A 17,684-nucleotide genomic window follows, 5' to 3' on the forward strand; every position below is an offset into this window, starting at 1 on the left:
CAAGGCGAAGATCCTGTGGGAGACGGACGACCCGAAACTGATGGTGCAGGAGTTCAAGAACGATGCCACGGCGTTCAACGGCGTCAAGCACGAGGTCATCGAGGGCAAGGGGAGACTGAACAACCTGATCTCCTCGTCGCTCCTCGCGCTGATGGACCGTGAGGGCGTCCGCACGCACTTCATCGAGCGGATCTCAGAGACCGAGATGGTCGTCGAGCGGCTCGACATGATGCCGATCGAGGTGGTCGTCAGGAACGTCGCAGCCGGTTCGATGGTCAAGAGGTTGGGCGTCGAGGAGGGGCGGCGTTTCGAGCCGCCGATCGTCGAGTTCTACCTGAAGGACGACGATCTCGGCGACCCCGTCCTCTCCGAGGAACACGTTCGCGCGCTCGGGCTCGCGACCCCGGATGAGATCGACCTGATCAAGAGGGAAGCGCTCACGGTGAACGAGGTGATGTCCTCCTTCCTCAGGGAGCGGGGGATCACGCTCGTGGACTTCAAGCTCGAGTTCGGCAAGCTCGACGGAGAGATCGTCCTCGGAGACGAGATCTCACCGGACACGTGCCGGTTCCACGATGCCGAGTCCGGCAAGATCATGGACAAGGACCGTTTCCGCCAGGACCTGGGCGGATTCCTGGAGGCCTACTCCGAGATCCTGGAGCGCGTCTCCGACTAGAGGAGCGAGACCATGTTCCACGAGGAGTGCGGCATCTTCGGCGTCGCCGGGAACCGCGAGGCGGCGCATCTCACGTACCTCGGGCTCTACGCACTGCAGCACCGGGGGCAGGAGAGCGCCGGCATCGTGACCTGGGACGGCGAGACGGCGTTCCAGCACCGCGCCATGGGCCTGGCAAGCCAGGTGTTCGACGAGGAGACGCTCGACCGTCTCCCTGGCTCCGTGGCGCTCGGTCACGTGAGGTACTCCACGACCGGTCAGAGTCGCCTCATGAACGCCCAGCCCATCCTCGTCCGGTTCAGGGGAGGCTCCCTCGCCGCAGCGCACAACGGGAATCTCGTCGATTCGGAGAGACTCCGGGCGAGGCTCGAGGCCCGTGGGTCGATCTTCCGGACGACCACCGACACCGAGACGATCCTGCATCTCATCGCGCGGGCCCACTCCGCGAGTGGGACGCCGGGGGCCGAGGACATTCCGGGGATCCTCGCGACGGCCCTTCAGGGTGTCGAGGGAGCCTATTCCATTCTGCTCATGATCGAGGGACGCATGGTCGCCGTCCGCGACCCGCGCGGCTACCGGCCGCTCTGCTTCGGCAGACTCAAGACTGGAGGCTGGGTCGTGGCGTCGGAGAGCTGTGCGCTCGACATCGTCGACGCGACGTTCGAGAGGGAGGTCGAACCGGGAGAGATCGTGCTCTTCGACGACGACGGCATCCGGTCGAGACGATTCGCGCCGGCGGAAGGACAGACGAGCTTCTGCATCTTCGAGTACATCTACTTCTCTCGGCCCGATTCGGTGATCTCGGGGGCCTCCGTCGAGGGCGTGCGGCGGGCGCTGGGGAGACGTCTGGCCCGGGAGGAGTCCGTCGACGCCGACATCGTCATCTCGGTGCCCGATTCGAGCAACTCGGCCGCCCTCGGCTACAGTGAGGAATCGGGCATTCCGCTCGAGTTCGGGCTGATCCGGAACCACTACATCGGGAGGACGTTCATCCATCCGAAGCAGTCGCTTCGCGACCTCAAGGTGCGGATCAAGTACAACCCGGTCCGGGCAACGCTGGCGGGCCGGAGGGTGGTCGTTGTCGACGACTCGATCGTCCGCGGCACAACGAGCAGGAAGCTGATGCGGATGATCCGCGATGCCGGCGCCAGCGAGGTCCATCTCAGGGTCGCGTCCCCGCCCATACGCTTCTCTTGCTTCTACGGCATCGACACGGCGACACGTGAGGAGCTGATCGCGTCCACAAGCGACATCCCGGAGATCGCGGAGTTCATCGGGGTGGACTCGCTCGCGTACCTGTCGCTCGAGGGACTGCTCAAATCGGTTCCGCCGCCGCGCTCGGGGTACTGCGTGGCGTGCTTCGACGGCAGCTATCCGCACGAGTGCATCGCACAGAGACAGCAATGCGGCAGCAACAAGACGATGAGGAGTGAGTCGCGATGAGCATTGAGAGAGCCTTGGTCAGCGTCTCGCGGAAGGATGGACTCGTCGACTTCGTCAACGTGCTTGCGGAGCTCGGCATCGAGATCGTCTCCACAGGCGGGACCGCGCGCGTCCTGGGAGCCGGCGGAGTCGAGTGCCGACAGGTCTCGAACCTCACCGGCGCGCCCGAGATCCTCGACGGAAGGGTCAAGACCCTCCACCCGAAGATCCACGGCGCGATCCTCTCGCTGCCGGAGAAGGAGAGCCACGTCGCGACCCTCGAGCGCGAGAACATCGAGCGCATCGACATGGTCGTCGTCAACCTCTATCCCTTCGAGAAGGTGGCCGCCGCGGCAGGCTCCACACTGGAAGAGGCGCTCGAGGAGATCGATATCGGCGGCGTGACGCTGCTCCGGGCCGCCGCGAAGAACTTCGCCAACGTCATCGTCGTCAGCTCGCCCTCACAGTACGAACGCGTGACCCGGCTCCTGAAGGAGAACGACGGCGACCTGCCCATGGAAGAACGGAGGAAGCTGGCGGTCAGCGCGTTCGCCGTGACCCGCGACTACGACCGGGCCATCCATCGCTATCTCGCCGCCGCGACAGAGCCCGACGGCGACTTCCCCGAGTTCCTGACGCTCGAGTACGAGAAGTGCGCGGAGATGCGATACGGCGAGAACCCGCACCAGCGCGCCGCGGCCTACAGGTGCCGCCAGAGACCCCAGGACCCATCCATCATCTCGTCGGAACAGCTGTCGGGCAAGGAACTCTCCTACAACAACCTGATGGACCTCGACGCCGCCCTCGCCATCGTCCGCGAGTTCGAGGAGCCCGCGGCGGCCGTCATCAAGCACTCGACGCCGTGCGGCGCCGCGACCGCCCCGACGCTGGCGAAGGCGTACGAGGACGCACTGGGCTGTGACCCGATGTCGGCCTTCGGCTCGATCATCGCGCTCAACAGGAGCGTCGACATGGAGGTGGCGGAGCTCATTCACAATACGCACTTCGTCGAGGCCGTCATCGCGCCCGACTTCTACAAGAACGCGCTCGATCTCATGCGGAAGAAGAAGAACCGGAGACTGCTGCGTGCGAGCTTCCCCGATCTCACCAGCTACGGGCTGAAGCCGGAGCGGCAGTTCCGCTCGATGCTCGGCGGAGGGCTCCTGGCGCAGGACCTCGACACGATGGTCCTCTCGCCGGGGGGCGTGACCTGCGCGACCGAACGCGAACCCACGGAGGAGGAGATGCGCTCGCTTCTGTTCGCCTGGCGCATCGTCAAGCACGTCCGCTCGAACGCCATCGTGCTCGCAAAGGGCACGCGGACCGTCGGTATCGGAGCGGGACAGATGAGCCGGGTCGATGCCAGCTGCATCGCTGTCTGGAAGGCGGGGGAGAGGGTCAGAGACACGGTGCTCGCGTCCGACGCCTTCTTCCCGATGCGCGACGCCGTCGACGCGGCGGCCGAGGCCGGGGTGACGGCGATCATCCAGCCGGGCGGCTCCAAGGGCGACGACGAGGTCATCAAGGCCGCGAACGAACGCGGCATGGCCATGGTCATGACGGGAATGCGTCACTTCAAGCACTAGACACGGTCCCGTTCGCACCACGCGCGACCGGGACGCGCCGGAGGGCACACATGACAGAGAACACACGGCCGAAGGTGGCCGTCCTGATGGGCAGCGACTCCGACCTCAAGACGATGGTCGAGACCCAGAAGACGCTCGCCACGCTCGGCATACCGCATGTCACGAGGATCACCTCCGCACACCGGACGCCCGAGCGCACGGCGGAGATCGCTCGGGGCCTCGAGGCAGACGGCGTCGAGGTGGTCGTCGTGGGCGCGGGGCTGGCGGCACATCTGGCCGGTGTCATCGCCAGCTTCACGACGCTGCCGGTGATCGGCGTCCCGATGGAGGGCGGCCCCCTCTCCGGCGTCGATGCGCTCTACGCGACGGTCCAGATGCCGGCCGGCATCCCGGTGGCGACACTGGCCATCGGCAAGCACGGCGCCCGCAACGCGGGGGTCCTGGCGGCGGAGATCCTCGGCATCAAGTACCCTGAGATCAAGGAGCGCCTTGAGGACTACCGCAGCCGGATGCGCAGCTCCGTCGAGGAGAAGGACAGGCAGCTGGCCGCCGGGAGCGAGGCGGCCGCGGAAGGAGACTGATGAGCAGTCTGCTGATCATCGGAACCCAGTGGGGAGACGAGGGGAAGGGGAAGCTCACCAACTACTACGCCGCGCTGGCTGACATGATCGTCAGGTTCCAGGGCGGCGCGAACGCCGGGCATACGGTGTCGGTGAGCGGCAACCCCGTGGTCTTCCATCTCCTCCCGTCGGGGATATCCGTGCCGGGCGTGACGTGTGTCATCGGAGCAGGTGTCGTGATCGACCCGTCAGGGCTCGTGGCGGAGATCGACAAGGTGAGCGAGCTCGGCATCGAGGTCGGTGAGAACCTCCTCATCGACACGGGCGCCCATCTGACGCTCCGCTACCACAAGGCCATCGAGCAGGCTCAGGAGCGCGCGAGGGGAGCGAGGGCGATCGGGACGACCATGCGGGGCATCGGTCCCACCTACGCCGACAGGACGGCGCGCGAGGGCGTGACCATCGGCGAGCTGGCTTCGTTCGACGCGTTCGCAGAGAGGGTCCGCGGGATCGCCGAGCGGAAGAACACCCTCCTGACGAAGGCCTACGGAGCCGAGCCGGTCGACACCGACGACATGCTCGAGGAGCTTCGGACACTGGCGCCGCGCCTCCTGCCGAACCTGGCCGACACGCCCCCGATCATCCGAGGGGCAGTGGAGTCGCCGGGCAACGTCATCTTCGAAGGCGCGCAGGGAACACTGCTCGACCTCTCGTTCGGTACCTACCCGTACGTCACCTCGTCGAACACGAGCGCGGGAGGTCTCGCCCCGGGCACGGGCGTTCCTCCGTCCGCGATAGACGAGGTCATCGGCGTGGCCAAAGCCTACATCACGCGGGTCGGAGCCGGGCCGTTCCCGACCGAGTCGGAGGGCGAGGAAGCCGCGGCCATCCGCGAGCGGGGACACGAGCACGGCTCGACCACGGGCCGTCCCAGACGCTGCGGATGGCTCGACACCGTCGCCCTGCGCTACTCGATCGCGCTGAACGGCATCGACCGCCTCATCATCACGAAGCTCGACGTACTCGATGCCTGCGGGGAGATCCCGGTCTGTGTGGCGTACGAGATCGATGGCGAGCGCACCGAGGACTTCCCGCGCTCGGCGGAGCAGCTGGCCCGCGCCGTGCCCGTCTACGACACGATGCCGGGCTGGCTCGCCGACACGAGCGGATGCCGCGCCGTCGACGAGCTTCCCGGGAAGGCCCGGGACTACCTGCGGCGCATCGAGGAACTCTCGGGCGCCCGCGTGGCGGCCGTGTCCGTCGGAGCCGCCTCACACGCGATCGTGCACTTCGACAGGGTCTTCTAGAACCGCCGACGAACGACCCAGGCCGGCGCGTCGGGAGCGGCGCGCCGGCCCTTCTTGTGCTCTCCAGAACAGGCAATGCCCAGTCCTTGACGCCGCACGTCGGGACGCGTAGCATGGATGAGCACTCAGTTTCTGCGGAGGGTGACCGGTCCCTCCGGCCATGCCGGGGGACAGGACGCGGGAGATCGCATGACGCGCATCCATGACAGGTCCGACACGCGGGAGATCGCGCTCGATCGCGTCGGTATCGCGGGGCTGCGCTATCCGCTCCGGGTCCCCGTTCGAGCCGGAAGCGACGCCCGGGCGGACGGCGTTGTCGGCCTGTGGGTCGGACTGGACGCGGACGAACGGGCCGCTCACATGAGCCGATTCGTCTCGACACTCGAAGCGAACCGCGAGCAACCGCTCGGTCCGGAGGCCGTCAGGCGCCTTCTCGAGGCGCTCCGTGAGAACTTGGGCTCGAGGTCGGCCTCGACCGAGATACGTCACCCGTACTACATCGTGAAGCGCGCGCCGACGACGGGCGCGGAGAGCCGCCTCGCGTGCGACGTGACGGTCGAGGCCTCGCTGAACGAGGGGGGCTTCGATCACGTCCTCTCAGTTCGCGTGCCCGTTCTGAGTGTCTGTCCGTGTTCCATGGAGACGACGGGGGGAGACTCACACAGCCAGCGCGGCCACGTCACCGTCTCGGTCAGGACGCAGGGGAGGGTCTGGATCGAGGACCTCGTGGAGCTGGTCGAGACCTCCGCCAGCGCGCCGCTCTATCCGCTTCTGTCGAGCGACGACGAGAGGACCGTCATCGAAGCGGCCCACGACCGCCCTGTCCTCGTCGAGGATCTGGCACGGAACGTCGCCGAGCGTCTCGATGCGGACGTCCGGGTGCTCTGGTACAGCGTCGAGGCCAGGAACCTCGACAGCGTCCACGCACACGATGCGTACGCCTCGGTCACGCGGACACCCCGTGAGCTGAAGGCGGGGGAAGCCGACGGAGGCGAAACGTGAGCCGATACGACGTGAGCCCTGCGGGGACCCGGTCCGTGCTGGCCGCGCGTCTGCACGAGTCGGCCGGCACGCCGAGAACCGACGATGCGGCACGCGACCTTCTTCTGAAGGGCGTCCGGGACGTCGTCGCGTCCTTCATCGCGGCTCCGCCCGAACCCGCGGCGGACGGAGCCATCGTCATCCGGGCCGACGAGCCCGAACACCTGCTCGACCTCGTCCGCCACATCTCGGACGCCGTCCGGCCCGAGCACGCCACGTTCGGTCTGGCCGTCGCGACCGGACACCCGGCGGTCGGCTCGCTCGACCGGGCCGTTGTCGGGGCGGACGCGGTGACGACCGCTGCGCTGACCGCCCTTCTGGCGACCGGTCTGCGAAACGCCCGCGTCGCCATCCTGGCCCCGGGCAGGCAGCCCCTCCTCGAGTCGCTCATCTCACTGATGCTTGAGTTCACCGACCGCATGACGGAACGCCAGCGGCAGATCATCTCGCTGGTCCGCAGCAGCGAGACCCAGCAACAGGTCGCGCAGCATCTCGGCGTCTCCCGCCAGGCCGTCAACCAGAGTCTGACGTCGGCGGGATGGCAGCACATCAGGCGCGCGGAGGACACGGCCCGCGACGCGCTCGCCGTGCTGGCGCGTGAGCGGGCGCTCGAAAGCTGAACGAAGGGGGGACGAACGTGAGGACACGGATGATCCCGCTCCTGTTCATGGCCGCTCTCGCGGCCGGCGGCTGCGCAGGTGGTTCGACCTTCGTCTCGACCACGCCGCCCCCGGATACCTCGGGCGACGCCTGGTTCATCGCCGACGCGCCCCGGGTCCGGAACGCCGTCGCGCGGTCCATGCAGGAGCATGGGTTCGCGCTCGATGCCGGAACCGGCGGCGCCGTCGTCGCGGGCACGAAGCCGCAGCTCGTTGCCGAGGGCCGCCCGGCGGACGGCCGCCCCGTCTACAGACTCCGCTGCATCATCACGCGGCAGGGCGACACACACGTCCGGGCCACCGTCGCGCCCCAGTGCGCTGTCTGCGACGGGACGACCGAGTTCGAGTGGGAGTATCCCGCCGATCTCGTCAGGGGCGTCCTCGAGCGGACGCGCACACTGCTCGGTGAGCGCAGGGCGCGCATCGACTACCCCCCGCGGTACCGACCGCCCCACAGGCGGCGGGTCCCCAGACGCTGGTAGAAAGCAACCCTGAGAGCTTTACACACACGGCGAAAAGGCCATTCAAAGGAGCCTGATCTGATGGCGCCCCAACACCCCGGAAGCCCCGCAAGGGCGCCTCAGAGGTCGTCTCTGGGGCCTGCTGCGGCCTCCGGCGCCGCAGGCCGCGCACCGCTGCTGCTCGCCGCCCTGCTGGTCGTCGCTCTGGTGCTGCCTCCGTCCGCCGGGGCCTCGGCTCCGGCGGAGGCGGACCGGGAGGCGCTGCTGGCCCGGGGGATCGAGCTGTTCCTTCAGAACGAGTTCGCCGCGGCCTTGTCGGTTCTGACGAGGATCGTCGAGGAGCATCCTGACTGGCGGCCGGGGACGGTCGCGCTGGGTTCGGCGCTCCTGCGGGCCGGCCGTCATGAAGAGGCCCGACCGCTCTACGAGGAGCTCGTCGGAGCGCCGGTCGCCCGCGCGCTGGGGGAGGGCTCGCTCGCGGCGGAGGGGCTTCCGCCGAACGTCGAGCCCGACGCGGTCCTGGGACTCGGCATGGTGCACGAACTCGCCGGAGAGGCGCGGCAGGCCGAGAACACCTACAGGACGTTCGCGGACATCGTCGGCCCTGCCGAGCCCGCTGCATCACGGGCGTACCGCAGGCTTGCCCTCCTCTTCCGGGAGACGGACGTGCCGTGGGGCAATGCCGAGGCCGAATCGCTGAAGGCCGAGGCCGTCGACAGGGACGGCGTCTCCGGACAGGCGCTGCCGGCGTTCCCGGATGCGGAGACGATCCCTGAGCTCGAACCGTATCTCAGGACCATCGAGCGCTCACCCGACCGGCCGGAGTCGCTGTCGCGCTACGAAGAGGCCCCCTGGCTGGCCCGGTGGGAAGGACCTCCGGCCGACGGAGCGACGCGCCTTCGGAACGTCAGGGTCGAGATCCGCGTCGACACGCTGGGGAATCCCGTCGAGGCGACGGTCCTCGACGCCACCCTGGCGGATTCGACGGCGGCCGTCGTGTCGAGCACGGTGAAGCGGTGGCGCTTCGTCCCGGCGCGTCTCGACGGGCGCCCCACGGACGCGTGGATCGTCATGACGTCGCGGGCCGTCCTGCCGCCGCGGCCCGACCCGGAGGTTTCGGCCGACTCGACGGCCGTCGGCGGCGACGCGCCTCCCGTGCCGGCGCAGGCCGCCCGGGGGGACACGACAGGCGGAACACAGCACAAGGAACAGCAGGGAAGCTCCGAAACGGACGAGGCCCCATGAGACCGCTTCTCCAGTACACCGACCGCTACCAGGCCGACATCGGCCGTCACGTGTTCCCGATGGATAAGTACGGCCGCGTCATCGAGTCCCTGGTCTCGTCGGGGGTCATCACGGCCGAGGACGTCGTGGAACCGCAGCCCGCCTCGGTGGACGACGCGCTCCTTGTCCACACCAAGGCGTACGTTCACGACATCCTGACCGGAGGACTCTCCGAGGACGACATCATCAGGCTGGAGCTTCCGTTCTCGCGGAGCCTGGTCGACTCCTTCTTCCTGGCCGCCGGCGGGACGATCGCGGCGCTCCGCTCGGCGCTCGAGCGCGGCGTCGGGGTCAACGTGGGCGGGGGGTTCCATCACGCGTACCCCGACCACGCCGAGGGGTTCTGTCTCCTGAACGACGTGGCCATCGGTGTCGCGCGTCTGCTCGCGGACCGTACGGTGTCGCGCGTCGCGGTCGTCGACTGCGACGTCCACCAGGGCAACGGCACGGCGGCGACCTTCAGCCACGACCCGCGCGTCTTCACGTTCTCGATCCACCAGGAGAACAACTACCCGTTCCCGAAGCCGCCCAGCTCGCTCGATATCCCCCTGGCCGACTGGACCGAGGGACCGACCTATCTGGAGCGTCTGGCGGAAGGGCTGCCCTGGGCCATCGACGACTTCGATCCGGAGCTGGTGCTCTACGTCGCCGGCGCCGACCCCTACGAGCACGACTTCCTGGGAGGGCTCAAGCTCTCGCCGCACGACCTGGCCGAGAGGGACGCGATGGTCATGGGCGCCTGCGCGAAGCGGGGCGTTCCGTTCGCGGCCGTGCTCGCGGGCGGCTACGCCGCACGGACCGACGAGACGGTCGCCATCCACGCGGCCACGGTCACGGCGGCCATCGAGACCGGCGAGGCGCTCGAGACCACGGCTCCGAAGGACCGTTCGGAGCAAACCTGAGGTTCGGTGCCTCCGGCCGCCGGCATCCGGAGGAAGGCGTACGACGGGACCGCCCCGGATGCCCGGCGGTTCACCCGCGACGGTCCCGGCTATGGCAGGGAACCCGTGCTGACTCCCTGAGGGCGGGAACTCAGAGCGGAGAGCGAACGGACACCATGACGTCGGAAACGAGCGACACATGCAGGAGCGGTCGGACGGGTGCGATCCTCCCGGAGGCGCTGATCGCAGCGCTGGCGGCGATCGTCCGCATCGTCTACCTGCTCCAGGTCCATGAACACCCGCTCTTCCAGGCCGTCACGGGCGATCCGGCACTCTATCGCCGGCAGGCGCTCGACATCCTGTCCGGGAACGTCGTCCCGCCGCACGCCTACTTCCATTCGAGCCCGCTCTACCCGTGGTTTCTCGCGGCCGTCACGGCCGTCTCGCAGAACCTCGACGCGGTGAGAGGTACACAGATCGCGGTCGGCATCGTCACCGTGCTCCTCATCATGCGTCTGACGCGCACCGCGTTCTCGAGGCCCGCCTCACTGGTTTCCGGGGTCTTCGCGGCGCTCTACGTGCCGTTCATCTTCTTCGAGGCCGAGCTTCTCGAGATCACGCTCGTGCTCGTCTTCGTCGCCGGTACTCTGGTGGCGCTGCTGTCTGCCGCCCGTCACCTCGGGGCCGCCGGGGCGGATGACGCGCCGTCCCGGAGCGGACTCGCCCGGGCCGCGTGCGCCGGACTGTTGCTGGGTCTGGCATCCCTGGGGAAGCCGAATCTGCTGCTCTTCGCCCCGATCGGCGGGGTCTGGCTCGCGACGCGGGGCTTCGGGCGCTTCGGTTCCCTGAAGGGAGGACGCCGGACAGGCTGGCTGCCGGCCGGACTTCTCGTCTTCCTCGTGACCGGTCTCACCATTCTCCCGGCGACGATCCACAACGCCAGGGTCGAGGGCGACCTCATCCCGGTGTCGTCCAACGGAGGCATCAACCTGTGGATCGGGAACCACGAGGGGGCGACCGGGATGTTCGGCGTCCCTCCCGAGATGCGGCTCGACCTCCGGAGGGCGTCGGCCGAGGTGGCGGAGCGAGCGGTCGGACGCGACCTGTCTGCGGGCGAGGTGTCGGACTTCTGGGCCGGGCGGGCGGTCTCGTTCGTGCAGGAACAACCCGGCGCTTGGGCCCGCCTGACGGCATGGAAGTTCGCGCTCTTCTGGAACCACTACGAGATCCCCAATCACTATCACCTCGGTTTCGTCAAGGAGTTCGCCCCGGTCCTCCGCCTGCCCGTCGGGACGTTCGCGGTCGTCGCGCCGCTCGGTCTCCTCGGCCTGCTGCTCACCTGGCGGCGAAAGGCCACGCCGCTTTTCGTCGCGTTCGCTCTGGCCTTCATGGCGTCGGTCCTGCCGTTCTTCATCACGGGTCGCTACAGACTCGCGATCGTGATCGTGCTGATCCCCGCCGCGGGAGCCGCGGTCGAGAAACTCCACGACTTCCTGATAGAGCACCGCATCGCGCTGCTGGCAGCTTCCCTCGTGCTTCTGGCCCTTCTGGCGACCGCCGTCAACGTCGACCTGATCGAGTTCAGAACGGCACCGATGCACAACACGGTCGGTGCCATCCTCGGTGGTCAGGGGGATATGGAGAGGGCGAGCGAGGCCTTCGCGCGGGCGGTCGATGAGGACCCGCGGGACATCTCGTCCCGCCACAACCTGGGAAAGGCGCTCATGGCGCTCAGGCGCCCGGACGAGGCGAAACGTCACTTCCGGGTGGCAACGGAATTGCACCCCGACTATCACGAGGCATGGATCGGTCTCGGACGCGCGCTGGCGGTGCAGGACTCGCTCGGCGCCGCCGTGAGGAGCTGGCGCAGGGTCGTCACGGCCGACCCGCCCGCCCCGCGACCGATCGTCGACGAGGCGCGGGCGCTCATCGAGACGGCGGAGGAGATCATGGCCGCGGACACGAACGACGACGGGAGGTAGCGTGGCGGAAGGCACGGATACGGCCGCCATCGAGCTCATCGATCTGGCGAAGACGTACGGAGATGTCGAAGCGGTCAGGGGCGTCTCGCTCAGCATCCCGCGGGGACAGATCTGCGGGTACCTCGGCCCGAACGGCGCCGGCAAGACCACGACGGTAAAAATGGCGACGGGCATGCTGAAGCCGACCGCCGGAACGGCCCTCATCGAGGGACACGATATCCTCGAGGAGCCGTTGGAGGCGAAGCGACGGATCGGCGTCGTGCCGGAGACGGGCGCGCTCTACGAGAACCTGACACCCCGCGAGTACCTGAGCCTGACGGCGCACCTGTATCATCTCGACCGGACCGAGGCCATCAGGAAGGCCGAGTCGTTTCTCGAGCTCTTCGGGATCGCGGACGCCTCGGACCGCGTCATGACGTCGTTCTCACGAGGCATGCGGCAGAAGGTCCTCATCTCCGCCGCGCTCATGCACAACCCGAGCGTCCTCTTCCTGGACGAGCCCCTCTCGGGTCTCGACGCGAACACGGCGCTCGTGCTGAAGGAGCTTCTCAGGGACCTGGCCACCCAGGGCAGGACCATCTTCTACTGCTCCCACGTGCTCGAGGTCGTCGAGCGCATCTGCGACCGCGTCGTCATCCTGAAGGACGGCTCCGTCGCGGCCGACGGCAACGTCGAGGAGCTCAAGGAGATGACGCACCGCGGCTCGCTCGAGGGCGTGTTCAGCGAGCTGACGTCGACCGGTGACCTCCCGGGCGTCGTACAGGCACTTTCGCGGAGCGTCACCGGCGGGGGGGAGGGGTAGATGCCGCTGGGTGGATGGGACGATGCCGTCGGGCGTCCCTCGGCGGGCGTCGACTGGCGCCAGCTCCGCGCGCTGCTCGTTGCGAGCATCCTGCTCGATGTCCGGTCGTCGCGGTCGCGCTACGGGGGCTCGAAGGTCCCGCCGCTCGTCATCGTCCTCATCACGTACACGGTGATGGGCGTCCTGCTCGCCGTGGCGCTCATCCGGTCCGGTGACCCGTTCGCATACACGATCTTCACGCTGTCCGGCGCGATGTTCATGACGGCGCTGACGGTCATCATGGAGTACGGCACCGTCGTCGTGAACCCGGACGACTACGAGATCATGGCGCACCGCCCGATCTCGTCGAGGACGTACTTCTGGGCGAAGGTCGCCAACCTGCTTTTCTACGCTTCGCTCATGGCGACGACGCTGGCGGGCCCGGGAGCGATACTGGGCGGCTTCACCTTTCCGTCGGGAGCGGCCTTCGGACTGACGCACTACGCCATGGCGCTCCTGTCGTGCTGGTCGACCGCCGCGCTCGTCGTCGTGCTCTACAGCGCGGCCGTCAGGGTCGTGCGCTACGACCGCTTCACTTCCGCCATTACCTACGTCCACACGGCGGCCACGCTGGTCCTCACGATGGGATACGTGTTCCTGCCGCGCATGCTTGCCGACGACCCGACGCTCATCTCGATCGCGAGAGGCGGCTGGCTCTTCGCAGCGCCGCCCGCCTGGTACGCGGCCGTGGTCGACCTCGCATCGGGCGGCGCGCCGGCACAGAGCGCGCTCCTCGCCGCGCTCGCGGGCATCTCCTCGGCGCTCGTCCTCGGGCTTGCGCTCCCGACCATCTCCCTCGGCTACGCGGGCCGGCTCGCGGAGCTGGCCTCCACGGCGCCGGGCGAAGTCCAGACCCCCGAGAGAAGGCAGGGAGCGTCCCGGTTCCCCCTCGGGAGACTGGTCTGCTCGGGCGACGGGGAGCGGGCCGGCTACGAACTCATGGCCTCCTATCTGGCGCGGGAGAGGAAACTCCGTTCCCGCGTCTACCCGGCGTTCGGTCTTCCGCTGGCTGCCTATCTCTTCGGCCTCATCACGGGGGCGCTGCACGACCCGCTCCTGCCGTCTCCGGACGGCGCCGGCCTGAACGTCATGAACATCCTCGGTCTGTACTGTGTGTTCATCAGCTTCTTCTTCGCGTCCGCGATGACACAGACCGACCAGTGGAAGGCGAGCTGGCTCTTCTACGCCGCACCGGTGGCCGACCGCTCGGAGCTCGTGGTCGGGGCCAGGAAGGTCGTCATCTGGAGATACCTCGTACCGTTCTTCTCAGGCCTCTTCGTACTGCTCTCGTTCGCCATGCCGCTCGTGAGCGCCGCGGCCTTCGTCATCGTCACGTGCGTGCTGTCCCTCGTCACGTTCTCGCTCATCGGGTTCACGGCGCCGCATCTCCCGCTCTCCCAGTCGGTCGAAAAGGCGCGGCAGATGCGCCAGCTGGGGATCGTCGCGCTCCTCGCCATGGCCATGGGCATCGTCATCGGCATTCAGAAGGCGTTCCGCACCATTCCGATGGCCGGGGCGTTCGTGCTCGTCGGCCTCGTGGTCGCGGCGTGGGTCCTCGAGCTCGTGCTGAGGCGGCGCCTGAGGCGACGGCTCGCCGAGGAGGAGTTTCTGGGGTAGGCGCTGCGACCGGACGCCGGCCCGCGCATCGAAACATGGCCGGAGCGACGGCGGCCGCATCGCGGGTGCTGTTTGCCCTTGCATCACCGGGGAGGCGGCCACTAAGATGACGCTCACGAATCAGGATCGACATACGACAGGAGCAAGCAATGGCTGAGCAGAAGATCTCGAAGGACATGCCGATCGGCGATGTCGTCAGGAAGCACCCGGAGACGGTGCCGGTCTTCATGAAGCACGGACTCCACTGCATCGGGTGCGCGGTCGCAGCGTTCGAGTCGATCGCCGAGGGCGCTGCCGCCCACGGGATCGACGTCGATGCGCTCATGACCGATCTGAACCAGGCGGCGACCGGCGACGAGGCAGCTGCGTGAGGGTGTGAGCGAGGGGAGGCGCCATGCAGGTCGAGGAACTGAAGCGATGGCTGGACTCGCACGAGGGCTGGGACTACCAGACCGAGGACGGGGCCATCATCATCCGGAGCGACGCGTATCAGACGATGACGCGCTGCACGTTCGACGCGGTCGAGAAGAACACGCTCGACACGATCACAGCCGCCTGCGCGCAGGGGCGGAACGTCGACCACGTCACCCGCGTGACCGGCTACTTCTCCAAGGTCAGCGGCTGGAACCGGGGCAAGACCGGCGAACTCAAGGACAGGCACCGCAGCACGGTCTAGGCGCCCGCCAGGAGATGTTCGACCGACGCCCGGCCGGCGCATGCCCGGCCGGGCGTTTCGCATCGTGGAACCCCGAAGCCCGACCGGGACCGGGTTGTGGGCCCTGTGAAGGGAGTGAGGATGGCACAAGACTGCGGACAGAAGGAGACGAACCTCGAACACTGCAACTGCAGCTACGACCCCTGTCCTAGAAAGGGACTCTGCTGCGAGTGCCTGAGCTACCATCTGAGAATGCGCGAGCTTCCGGCCTGCTGCTTCTCGGACGAGGTCGAGCGGACCTACGACCGTTCGTTTGCGCGGTTCGTCAGGGAGAACAGCTGACATGCCACAGGACGCAGCGCGGAGGGAGCCGCCCCGCATCGACTCCTACGCGTTCGGCCGCATCGTCGTCGACGGCGAGACCTACACGAACGACGTCATCATCACGCCCGAAGGCGTGAGGCCGGAGTGGTGGCGCGAGGAGGGACACAGCCTGTCCATGAAGGACCTGGGCGACCTCCTGAACGACCCACCGGAGGTTCTCATCATCGGCAGGGGCGCGAACGGCGTCATGTCGGTCTCCGAAGACGTCGCTGAGGCCATCCGCGACCGCGGCGTCGAGCTCGTCATCGAGAAGACGGGCCGGGCCGTGGAAACCTACAACGAGCGGGCGCCCCGGGGCGGCGTCGTCGCGGGCCTTCATCTCACCTGCTAGGGGAGAGGGGACGGCGATCCGAGGACGGCGCGGCACGAGACGGTGCCTGCGGACGACCAGCTCCGCCGCCGCAATGAGTGAAAGCCAGTCTTGACGAAATCCTAACACGCAACCACATCAACACTTAACGTCGCGCGCTTGATTGCGCGTCGGAGGTTGTGGTACTCTCGGAAACGATTTGCGCAGATTCGGGCCCGTCCCGGGTAATCTATATGTCCCGGGCGGGGAGCGAGAACATGGCCTCACGGGCCATCGGAATGCGGAGGGAGGTGACGCAGACGAAAGGGACCGCAGAAGCGCCTTGGCGGCGCATCCTGCGGACCCGCCAGGTGAGGCGGGAGTATCGGGTCTTGTGGAGCAGCATGATCCCCTGACGAAGGAGAACCCCAATGAAGCAGTTCGTTGCTATCGCACTCGCGGTTCTGTTCATCGCTCCGGCGGCCTTCGCCCAGCAGACGCTCTGCTACGGCTGGGAGGACGGCGGTACGATCATGGGTTTCTACGGCAATCTCGTTGACGACACGAACGTCACCGGCCCGCAGACGGGCGACGACAGCACTGGCGGCACGTACACGTGCCCCGGCGCGTACGAAGGCAGCCACTACCTGCACGTCGCCGAGGAGCCGATCGGCGGGACGCCCCAGGCCTACGTCGCCTTCATCGAGGGTCTGACCGACGGCGACGTCGTCACGGCCAGCTTCTACGGCTACGACGACACGCCGACCGCGTCGCCTTCGCTCCGCATCTGGGGTCACTATGCGCAGTCCGGTGACGTCAACAGCTACGCCGGCTCGGCCAGCGGTAACTACGACTATACCGCCGGCACCGGCTGGGACTACATCGAGCACACCTGGACGTTCGACTCGGACGGCGGCACGCGCGACGCGCTCGTCATCGAGGCCCGTCTCTACTCGGGTTCCGGCGGCACGCGCGGCGACTACTGGATCGACAATGTCTGCGTCACCGCGCCGGACGGCACAATCATCACGTTCCCGGCGCCGGTCTCGCCGGTCGAGGACGGCACGTGGTCGAACATCAAGGCGCTCTATCGCTGATATGGAACAGCCGGTGTCAAGCCGGTTCTGGGGGCCCCGTGCGTGAGCACGGGGCCCCCTTTCGGAGGAAGAGGCTTCTTCGACGGTGACTCAGGCTGATATCCGCGGGTTCAACTACCGCACACGCAGAGGCCCGTCCGGAGCTGCCCCGGTCTAGGATCGCGGGTTCTCTTCACCGCATACCGATGACGGGGGTTCTCCTTCCGTGCCTCTTCCCCCTGGTTGTCAGGTTGACTATGCCTCCTCTGTCTGAGCTACCACGTTCAGAGCAGCCCAGATGAAGCCGCACAGCTCACGGGCCACGGCCGTGACGGCCTTGTTGTTGTGCTTCCTCTCCCGCAGTCTCCAGAACCGCTTCGTCAGACGGCGCTGCGCCTTGACGGCTACCGCTACCACTTCAGCCGGCTGTCCCTGTCGCCTCCGGATCAGCCGCTGCTCAGCGCGGCTCCTGTGATAGTAGTGCCAGGCCGCTTCCACCAGCACCCGTCTCAGATGTGTGTTCCCGGACTTCGTGATCGGTCCGCGGCGTTCGACGTCACCGCTGGACCGCTCCGAGGGAACCAGTCCGGTGTATGCCATGAGTCCCCGGGGGGATCGGAACCGACGGATGTCCCCGATCTCGGTCGCGATCGTCATCGCCGTCAGCGTCTTGATCCCACGGAAGCACATGAGAGCCTCAACGCTCCTTCGCCACGGCCCCATGCGGGAGTACCGCTCGATCTCGGCGTCGAGCGACCGTTGCTCGCTCTCCAGGTACTCCAGGTGATCGAGATGCGTGGAGAGCACCACCCTCTGAGGACCGTCGAGCTCCCGCCGCATGCGCTCGAGCCAGGCCCGGTGCTTCCCCGTCCAGTTGCTCTTCGTGCCGGTGAACCGATGTCCCTGACAGGCAAGGGTCTTCACGACCCTGTGCTTCACTCGCGTGATGTGGCGCTGGATCGA

Annotated in this window: 19 protein-coding genes; 18 read left to right on the forward strand and 1 reads right to left on the reverse strand. The window is 67.7% G+C overall.

Annotation, left to right across the window (positions count from 1 at the left end):
• The 18 genes from GF405_00330 to GF405_00415 all read left to right on the forward strand — a co-directional run.
• Positions 1 to 676 (forward strand): phosphoribosylaminoimidazolesuccinocarboxamide synthase (locus GF405_00330; protein MBD3366600.1); only part of this gene is annotated, 676 nt, incomplete at its 5' end.
• 12 nt (positions 677 to 688) lie between these two features.
• The gene (locus tag GF405_00335; protein ID MBD3366601.1) at positions 689 to 2,119 is read left to right on the forward strand and encodes an amidophosphoribosyltransferase; all 1,431 of its coding nucleotides are present in this window, start codon (positions 689 to 691) and stop codon (positions 2,117 to 2,119) included.
• Positions 2,116 to 3,684 carry a bifunctional phosphoribosylaminoimidazolecarboxamide formyltransferase/IMP cyclohydrolase gene (gene purH / locus GF405_00340; GenBank protein MBD3366602.1) on the forward strand — a complete coding sequence of 523 codons (1,569 nt, stop codon included), beginning with the start codon at positions 2,116 to 2,118 and terminating at the stop codon, positions 3,682 to 3,684. The genes GF405_00335 and purH overlap by 4 nt, the downstream gene beginning before the upstream one ends.
• Before the next feature lie 50 nt (positions 3,685 to 3,734).
• A complete protein-coding gene (gene purE, locus GF405_00345; protein MBD3366603.1) occupies positions 3,735 to 4,265 on the forward strand; it encodes a 5-(carboxyamino)imidazole ribonucleotide mutase in 531 nt (176 codons plus the stop codon).
• Positions 4,265 to 5,551, forward strand: coding sequence for an adenylosuccinate synthase (locus GF405_00350; GenBank protein ID MBD3366604.1), 1,287 nt, complete (start codon positions 4,265 to 4,267; stop codon positions 5,549 to 5,551). The genes purE and GF405_00350 overlap by 1 nt, the downstream gene beginning before the upstream one ends.
• Before the next feature lie 117 nt (positions 5,552 to 5,668).
• Positions 5,669 to 6,553 carry a GTP cyclohydrolase I FolE2 gene (locus tag GF405_00355; protein ID MBD3366605.1) on the forward strand — a complete coding sequence of 295 codons (885 nt, stop codon included), beginning with the start codon at positions 5,669 to 5,671 and terminating at the stop codon, positions 6,551 to 6,553.
• Positions 6,550 to 7,212, forward strand: a complete 663-nt coding sequence (locus GF405_00360; GenBank protein MBD3366606.1) for a hypothetical protein — start codon at positions 6,550 to 6,552, stop codon at positions 7,210 to 7,212. The genes GF405_00355 and GF405_00360 overlap by 4 nt, the downstream gene beginning before the upstream one ends.
• Before the next feature lie 17 nt (positions 7,213 to 7,229).
• On the forward strand, positions 7,230 to 7,733 hold the full coding sequence (locus GF405_00365; protein ID MBD3366607.1) for a hypothetical protein: 504 nt from the start codon (positions 7,230 to 7,232) through the stop codon (positions 7,731 to 7,733).
• 60 nt (positions 7,734 to 7,793) lie between these two features.
• Complete coding sequence (locus GF405_00370) at positions 7,794 to 8,957, forward strand: hypothetical protein (protein ID MBD3366608.1); 1,164 nt, start codon at positions 7,794 to 7,796, stop codon at positions 8,955 to 8,957.
• The gene (locus GF405_00375; protein MBD3366609.1) at positions 8,954 to 9,898 is read left to right on the forward strand and encodes a histone deacetylase; all 945 of its coding nucleotides are present in this window, start codon (positions 8,954 to 8,956) and stop codon (positions 9,896 to 9,898) included. The genes GF405_00370 and GF405_00375 overlap by 4 nt, the downstream gene beginning before the upstream one ends.
• Positions 9,899 to 10,053: 155 nt before the next feature.
• Complete coding sequence (locus tag GF405_00380) at positions 10,054 to 11,859, forward strand: tetratricopeptide repeat protein (GenBank protein ID MBD3366610.1); 1,806 nt, start codon at positions 10,054 to 10,056, stop codon at positions 11,857 to 11,859.
• 28 nt (positions 11,860 to 11,887) lie between these two features.
• Entirely contained in the window at positions 11,888 to 12,661 is a 774-nt protein-coding gene (locus GF405_00385) for an ATP-binding cassette domain-containing protein (GenBank protein ID MBD3366611.1), read from the forward strand.
• A complete protein-coding gene (locus tag GF405_00390; GenBank protein ID MBD3366612.1) occupies positions 12,662 to 14,317 on the forward strand; it encodes a hypothetical protein in 1,656 nt (551 codons plus the stop codon).
• Positions 14,318 to 14,493: 176 nt separating this feature from the next.
• Complete coding sequence (locus GF405_00395) at positions 14,494 to 14,688, forward strand: DUF1858 domain-containing protein (GenBank protein MBD3366613.1); 195 nt, start codon at positions 14,494 to 14,496, stop codon at positions 14,686 to 14,688.
• 23 nt (positions 14,689 to 14,711) lie between these two features.
• Positions 14,712 to 14,993 carry a hypothetical protein gene (locus tag GF405_00400; GenBank protein MBD3366614.1) on the forward strand — a complete coding sequence of 94 codons (282 nt, stop codon included), beginning with the start codon at positions 14,712 to 14,714 and terminating at the stop codon, positions 14,991 to 14,993.
• A 120-nt stretch (positions 14,994 to 15,113) separates the two neighbouring features.
• Positions 15,114 to 15,314 (forward strand): cytosolic protein, encoded by a 201-nt coding sequence (locus GF405_00405; GenBank protein MBD3366615.1) that lies wholly within the window; start codon positions 15,114 to 15,116, stop codon positions 15,312 to 15,314.
• A gap of 1 nt (position 15,315) precedes the next feature.
• Complete coding sequence (locus GF405_00410) at positions 15,316 to 15,687, forward strand: hypothetical protein (protein MBD3366616.1); 372 nt, start codon at positions 15,316 to 15,318, stop codon at positions 15,685 to 15,687.
• 389 nt (positions 15,688 to 16,076) lie between these two features.
• Entirely contained in the window at positions 16,077 to 16,742 is a 666-nt protein-coding gene (locus GF405_00415) for a hypothetical protein (protein ID MBD3366617.1), read from the forward strand.
• A gap of 234 nt (positions 16,743 to 16,976) precedes the next feature.
• Here the strand turns inward: GF405_00415 and GF405_00420 are convergent, their stop codons facing one another.
• Positions 16,977 to 17,645: a transposase gene (locus tag GF405_00420; GenBank protein MBD3366618.1), complete on the reverse strand. Its 669-nt coding sequence runs from the start codon at positions 17,643 to 17,645 to the stop codon at positions 16,977 to 16,979.
• Between the last annotated feature and the right edge of the window lie 39 nt (positions 17,646 to 17,684).

Source organism: Candidatus Effluviviaceae Genus V sp. (assembly GCA_014728125.1).
Lineage (GTDB): Bacteria > Joyebacterota > Joyebacteria > Joyebacterales > Joyebacteraceae > WJMD01.

What these genes read in the sequence shown, in the direction of transcription:
- GF405_00335 (MBD3366601.1), top strand. Translation starts at nt 689, where the DNA reads ATGTTCCACGAGGAGTGCGGCATCTTCGGCGTCGCCGGGAACCGCGAG.
- purH (MBD3366602.1), top strand. Translation starts at nt 2,116, where the DNA reads ATGAGCATTGAGAGAGCCTTGGTCAGCGTCTCGCGGAAGGATGGACTC.
- purE (MBD3366603.1), top strand. Translation starts at nt 3,735, where the DNA reads ATGACAGAGAACACACGGCCGAAGGTGGCCGTCCTGATGGGCAGCGAC.
- GF405_00350 (MBD3366604.1), top strand. Translation starts at nt 4,265, where the DNA reads ATGAGCAGTCTGCTGATCATCGGAACCCAGTGGGGAGACGAGGGGAAG.
- GF405_00355 (MBD3366605.1), top strand. Translation starts at nt 5,669, where the DNA reads ATGAGCACTCAGTTTCTGCGGAGGGTGACCGGTCCCTCCGGCCATGCC.
- GF405_00370 (MBD3366608.1), top strand. Translation starts at nt 7,794, where the DNA reads ATGGCGCCCCAACACCCCGGAAGCCCCGCAAGGGCGCCTCAGAGGTCG.
- GF405_00375 (MBD3366609.1), top strand. Translation starts at nt 8,954, where the DNA reads ATGAGACCGCTTCTCCAGTACACCGACCGCTACCAGGCCGACATCGGC.
- GF405_00380 (MBD3366610.1), top strand. Translation starts at nt 10,054, where the DNA reads ATGACGTCGGAAACGAGCGACACATGCAGGAGCGGTCGGACGGGTGCG.
- GF405_00390 (MBD3366612.1), top strand. Translation starts at nt 12,662, where the DNA reads ATGCCGCTGGGTGGATGGGACGATGCCGTCGGGCGTCCCTCGGCGGGC.
- GF405_00395 (MBD3366613.1), top strand. Translation starts at nt 14,494, where the DNA reads ATGCCGATCGGCGATGTCGTCAGGAAGCACCCGGAGACGGTGCCGGTC.
- GF405_00400 (MBD3366614.1), top strand. Translation starts at nt 14,712, where the DNA reads ATGCAGGTCGAGGAACTGAAGCGATGGCTGGACTCGCACGAGGGCTGG.
- GF405_00405 (MBD3366615.1), top strand. Translation starts at nt 15,114, where the DNA reads ATGGCACAAGACTGCGGACAGAAGGAGACGAACCTCGAACACTGCAAC.
- GF405_00410 (MBD3366616.1), top strand. Translation starts at nt 15,316, where the DNA reads ATGCCACAGGACGCAGCGCGGAGGGAGCCGCCCCGCATCGACTCCTAC.
- GF405_00415 (MBD3366617.1), top strand. Translation starts at nt 16,077, where the DNA reads ATGAAGCAGTTCGTTGCTATCGCACTCGCGGTTCTGTTCATCGCTCCG.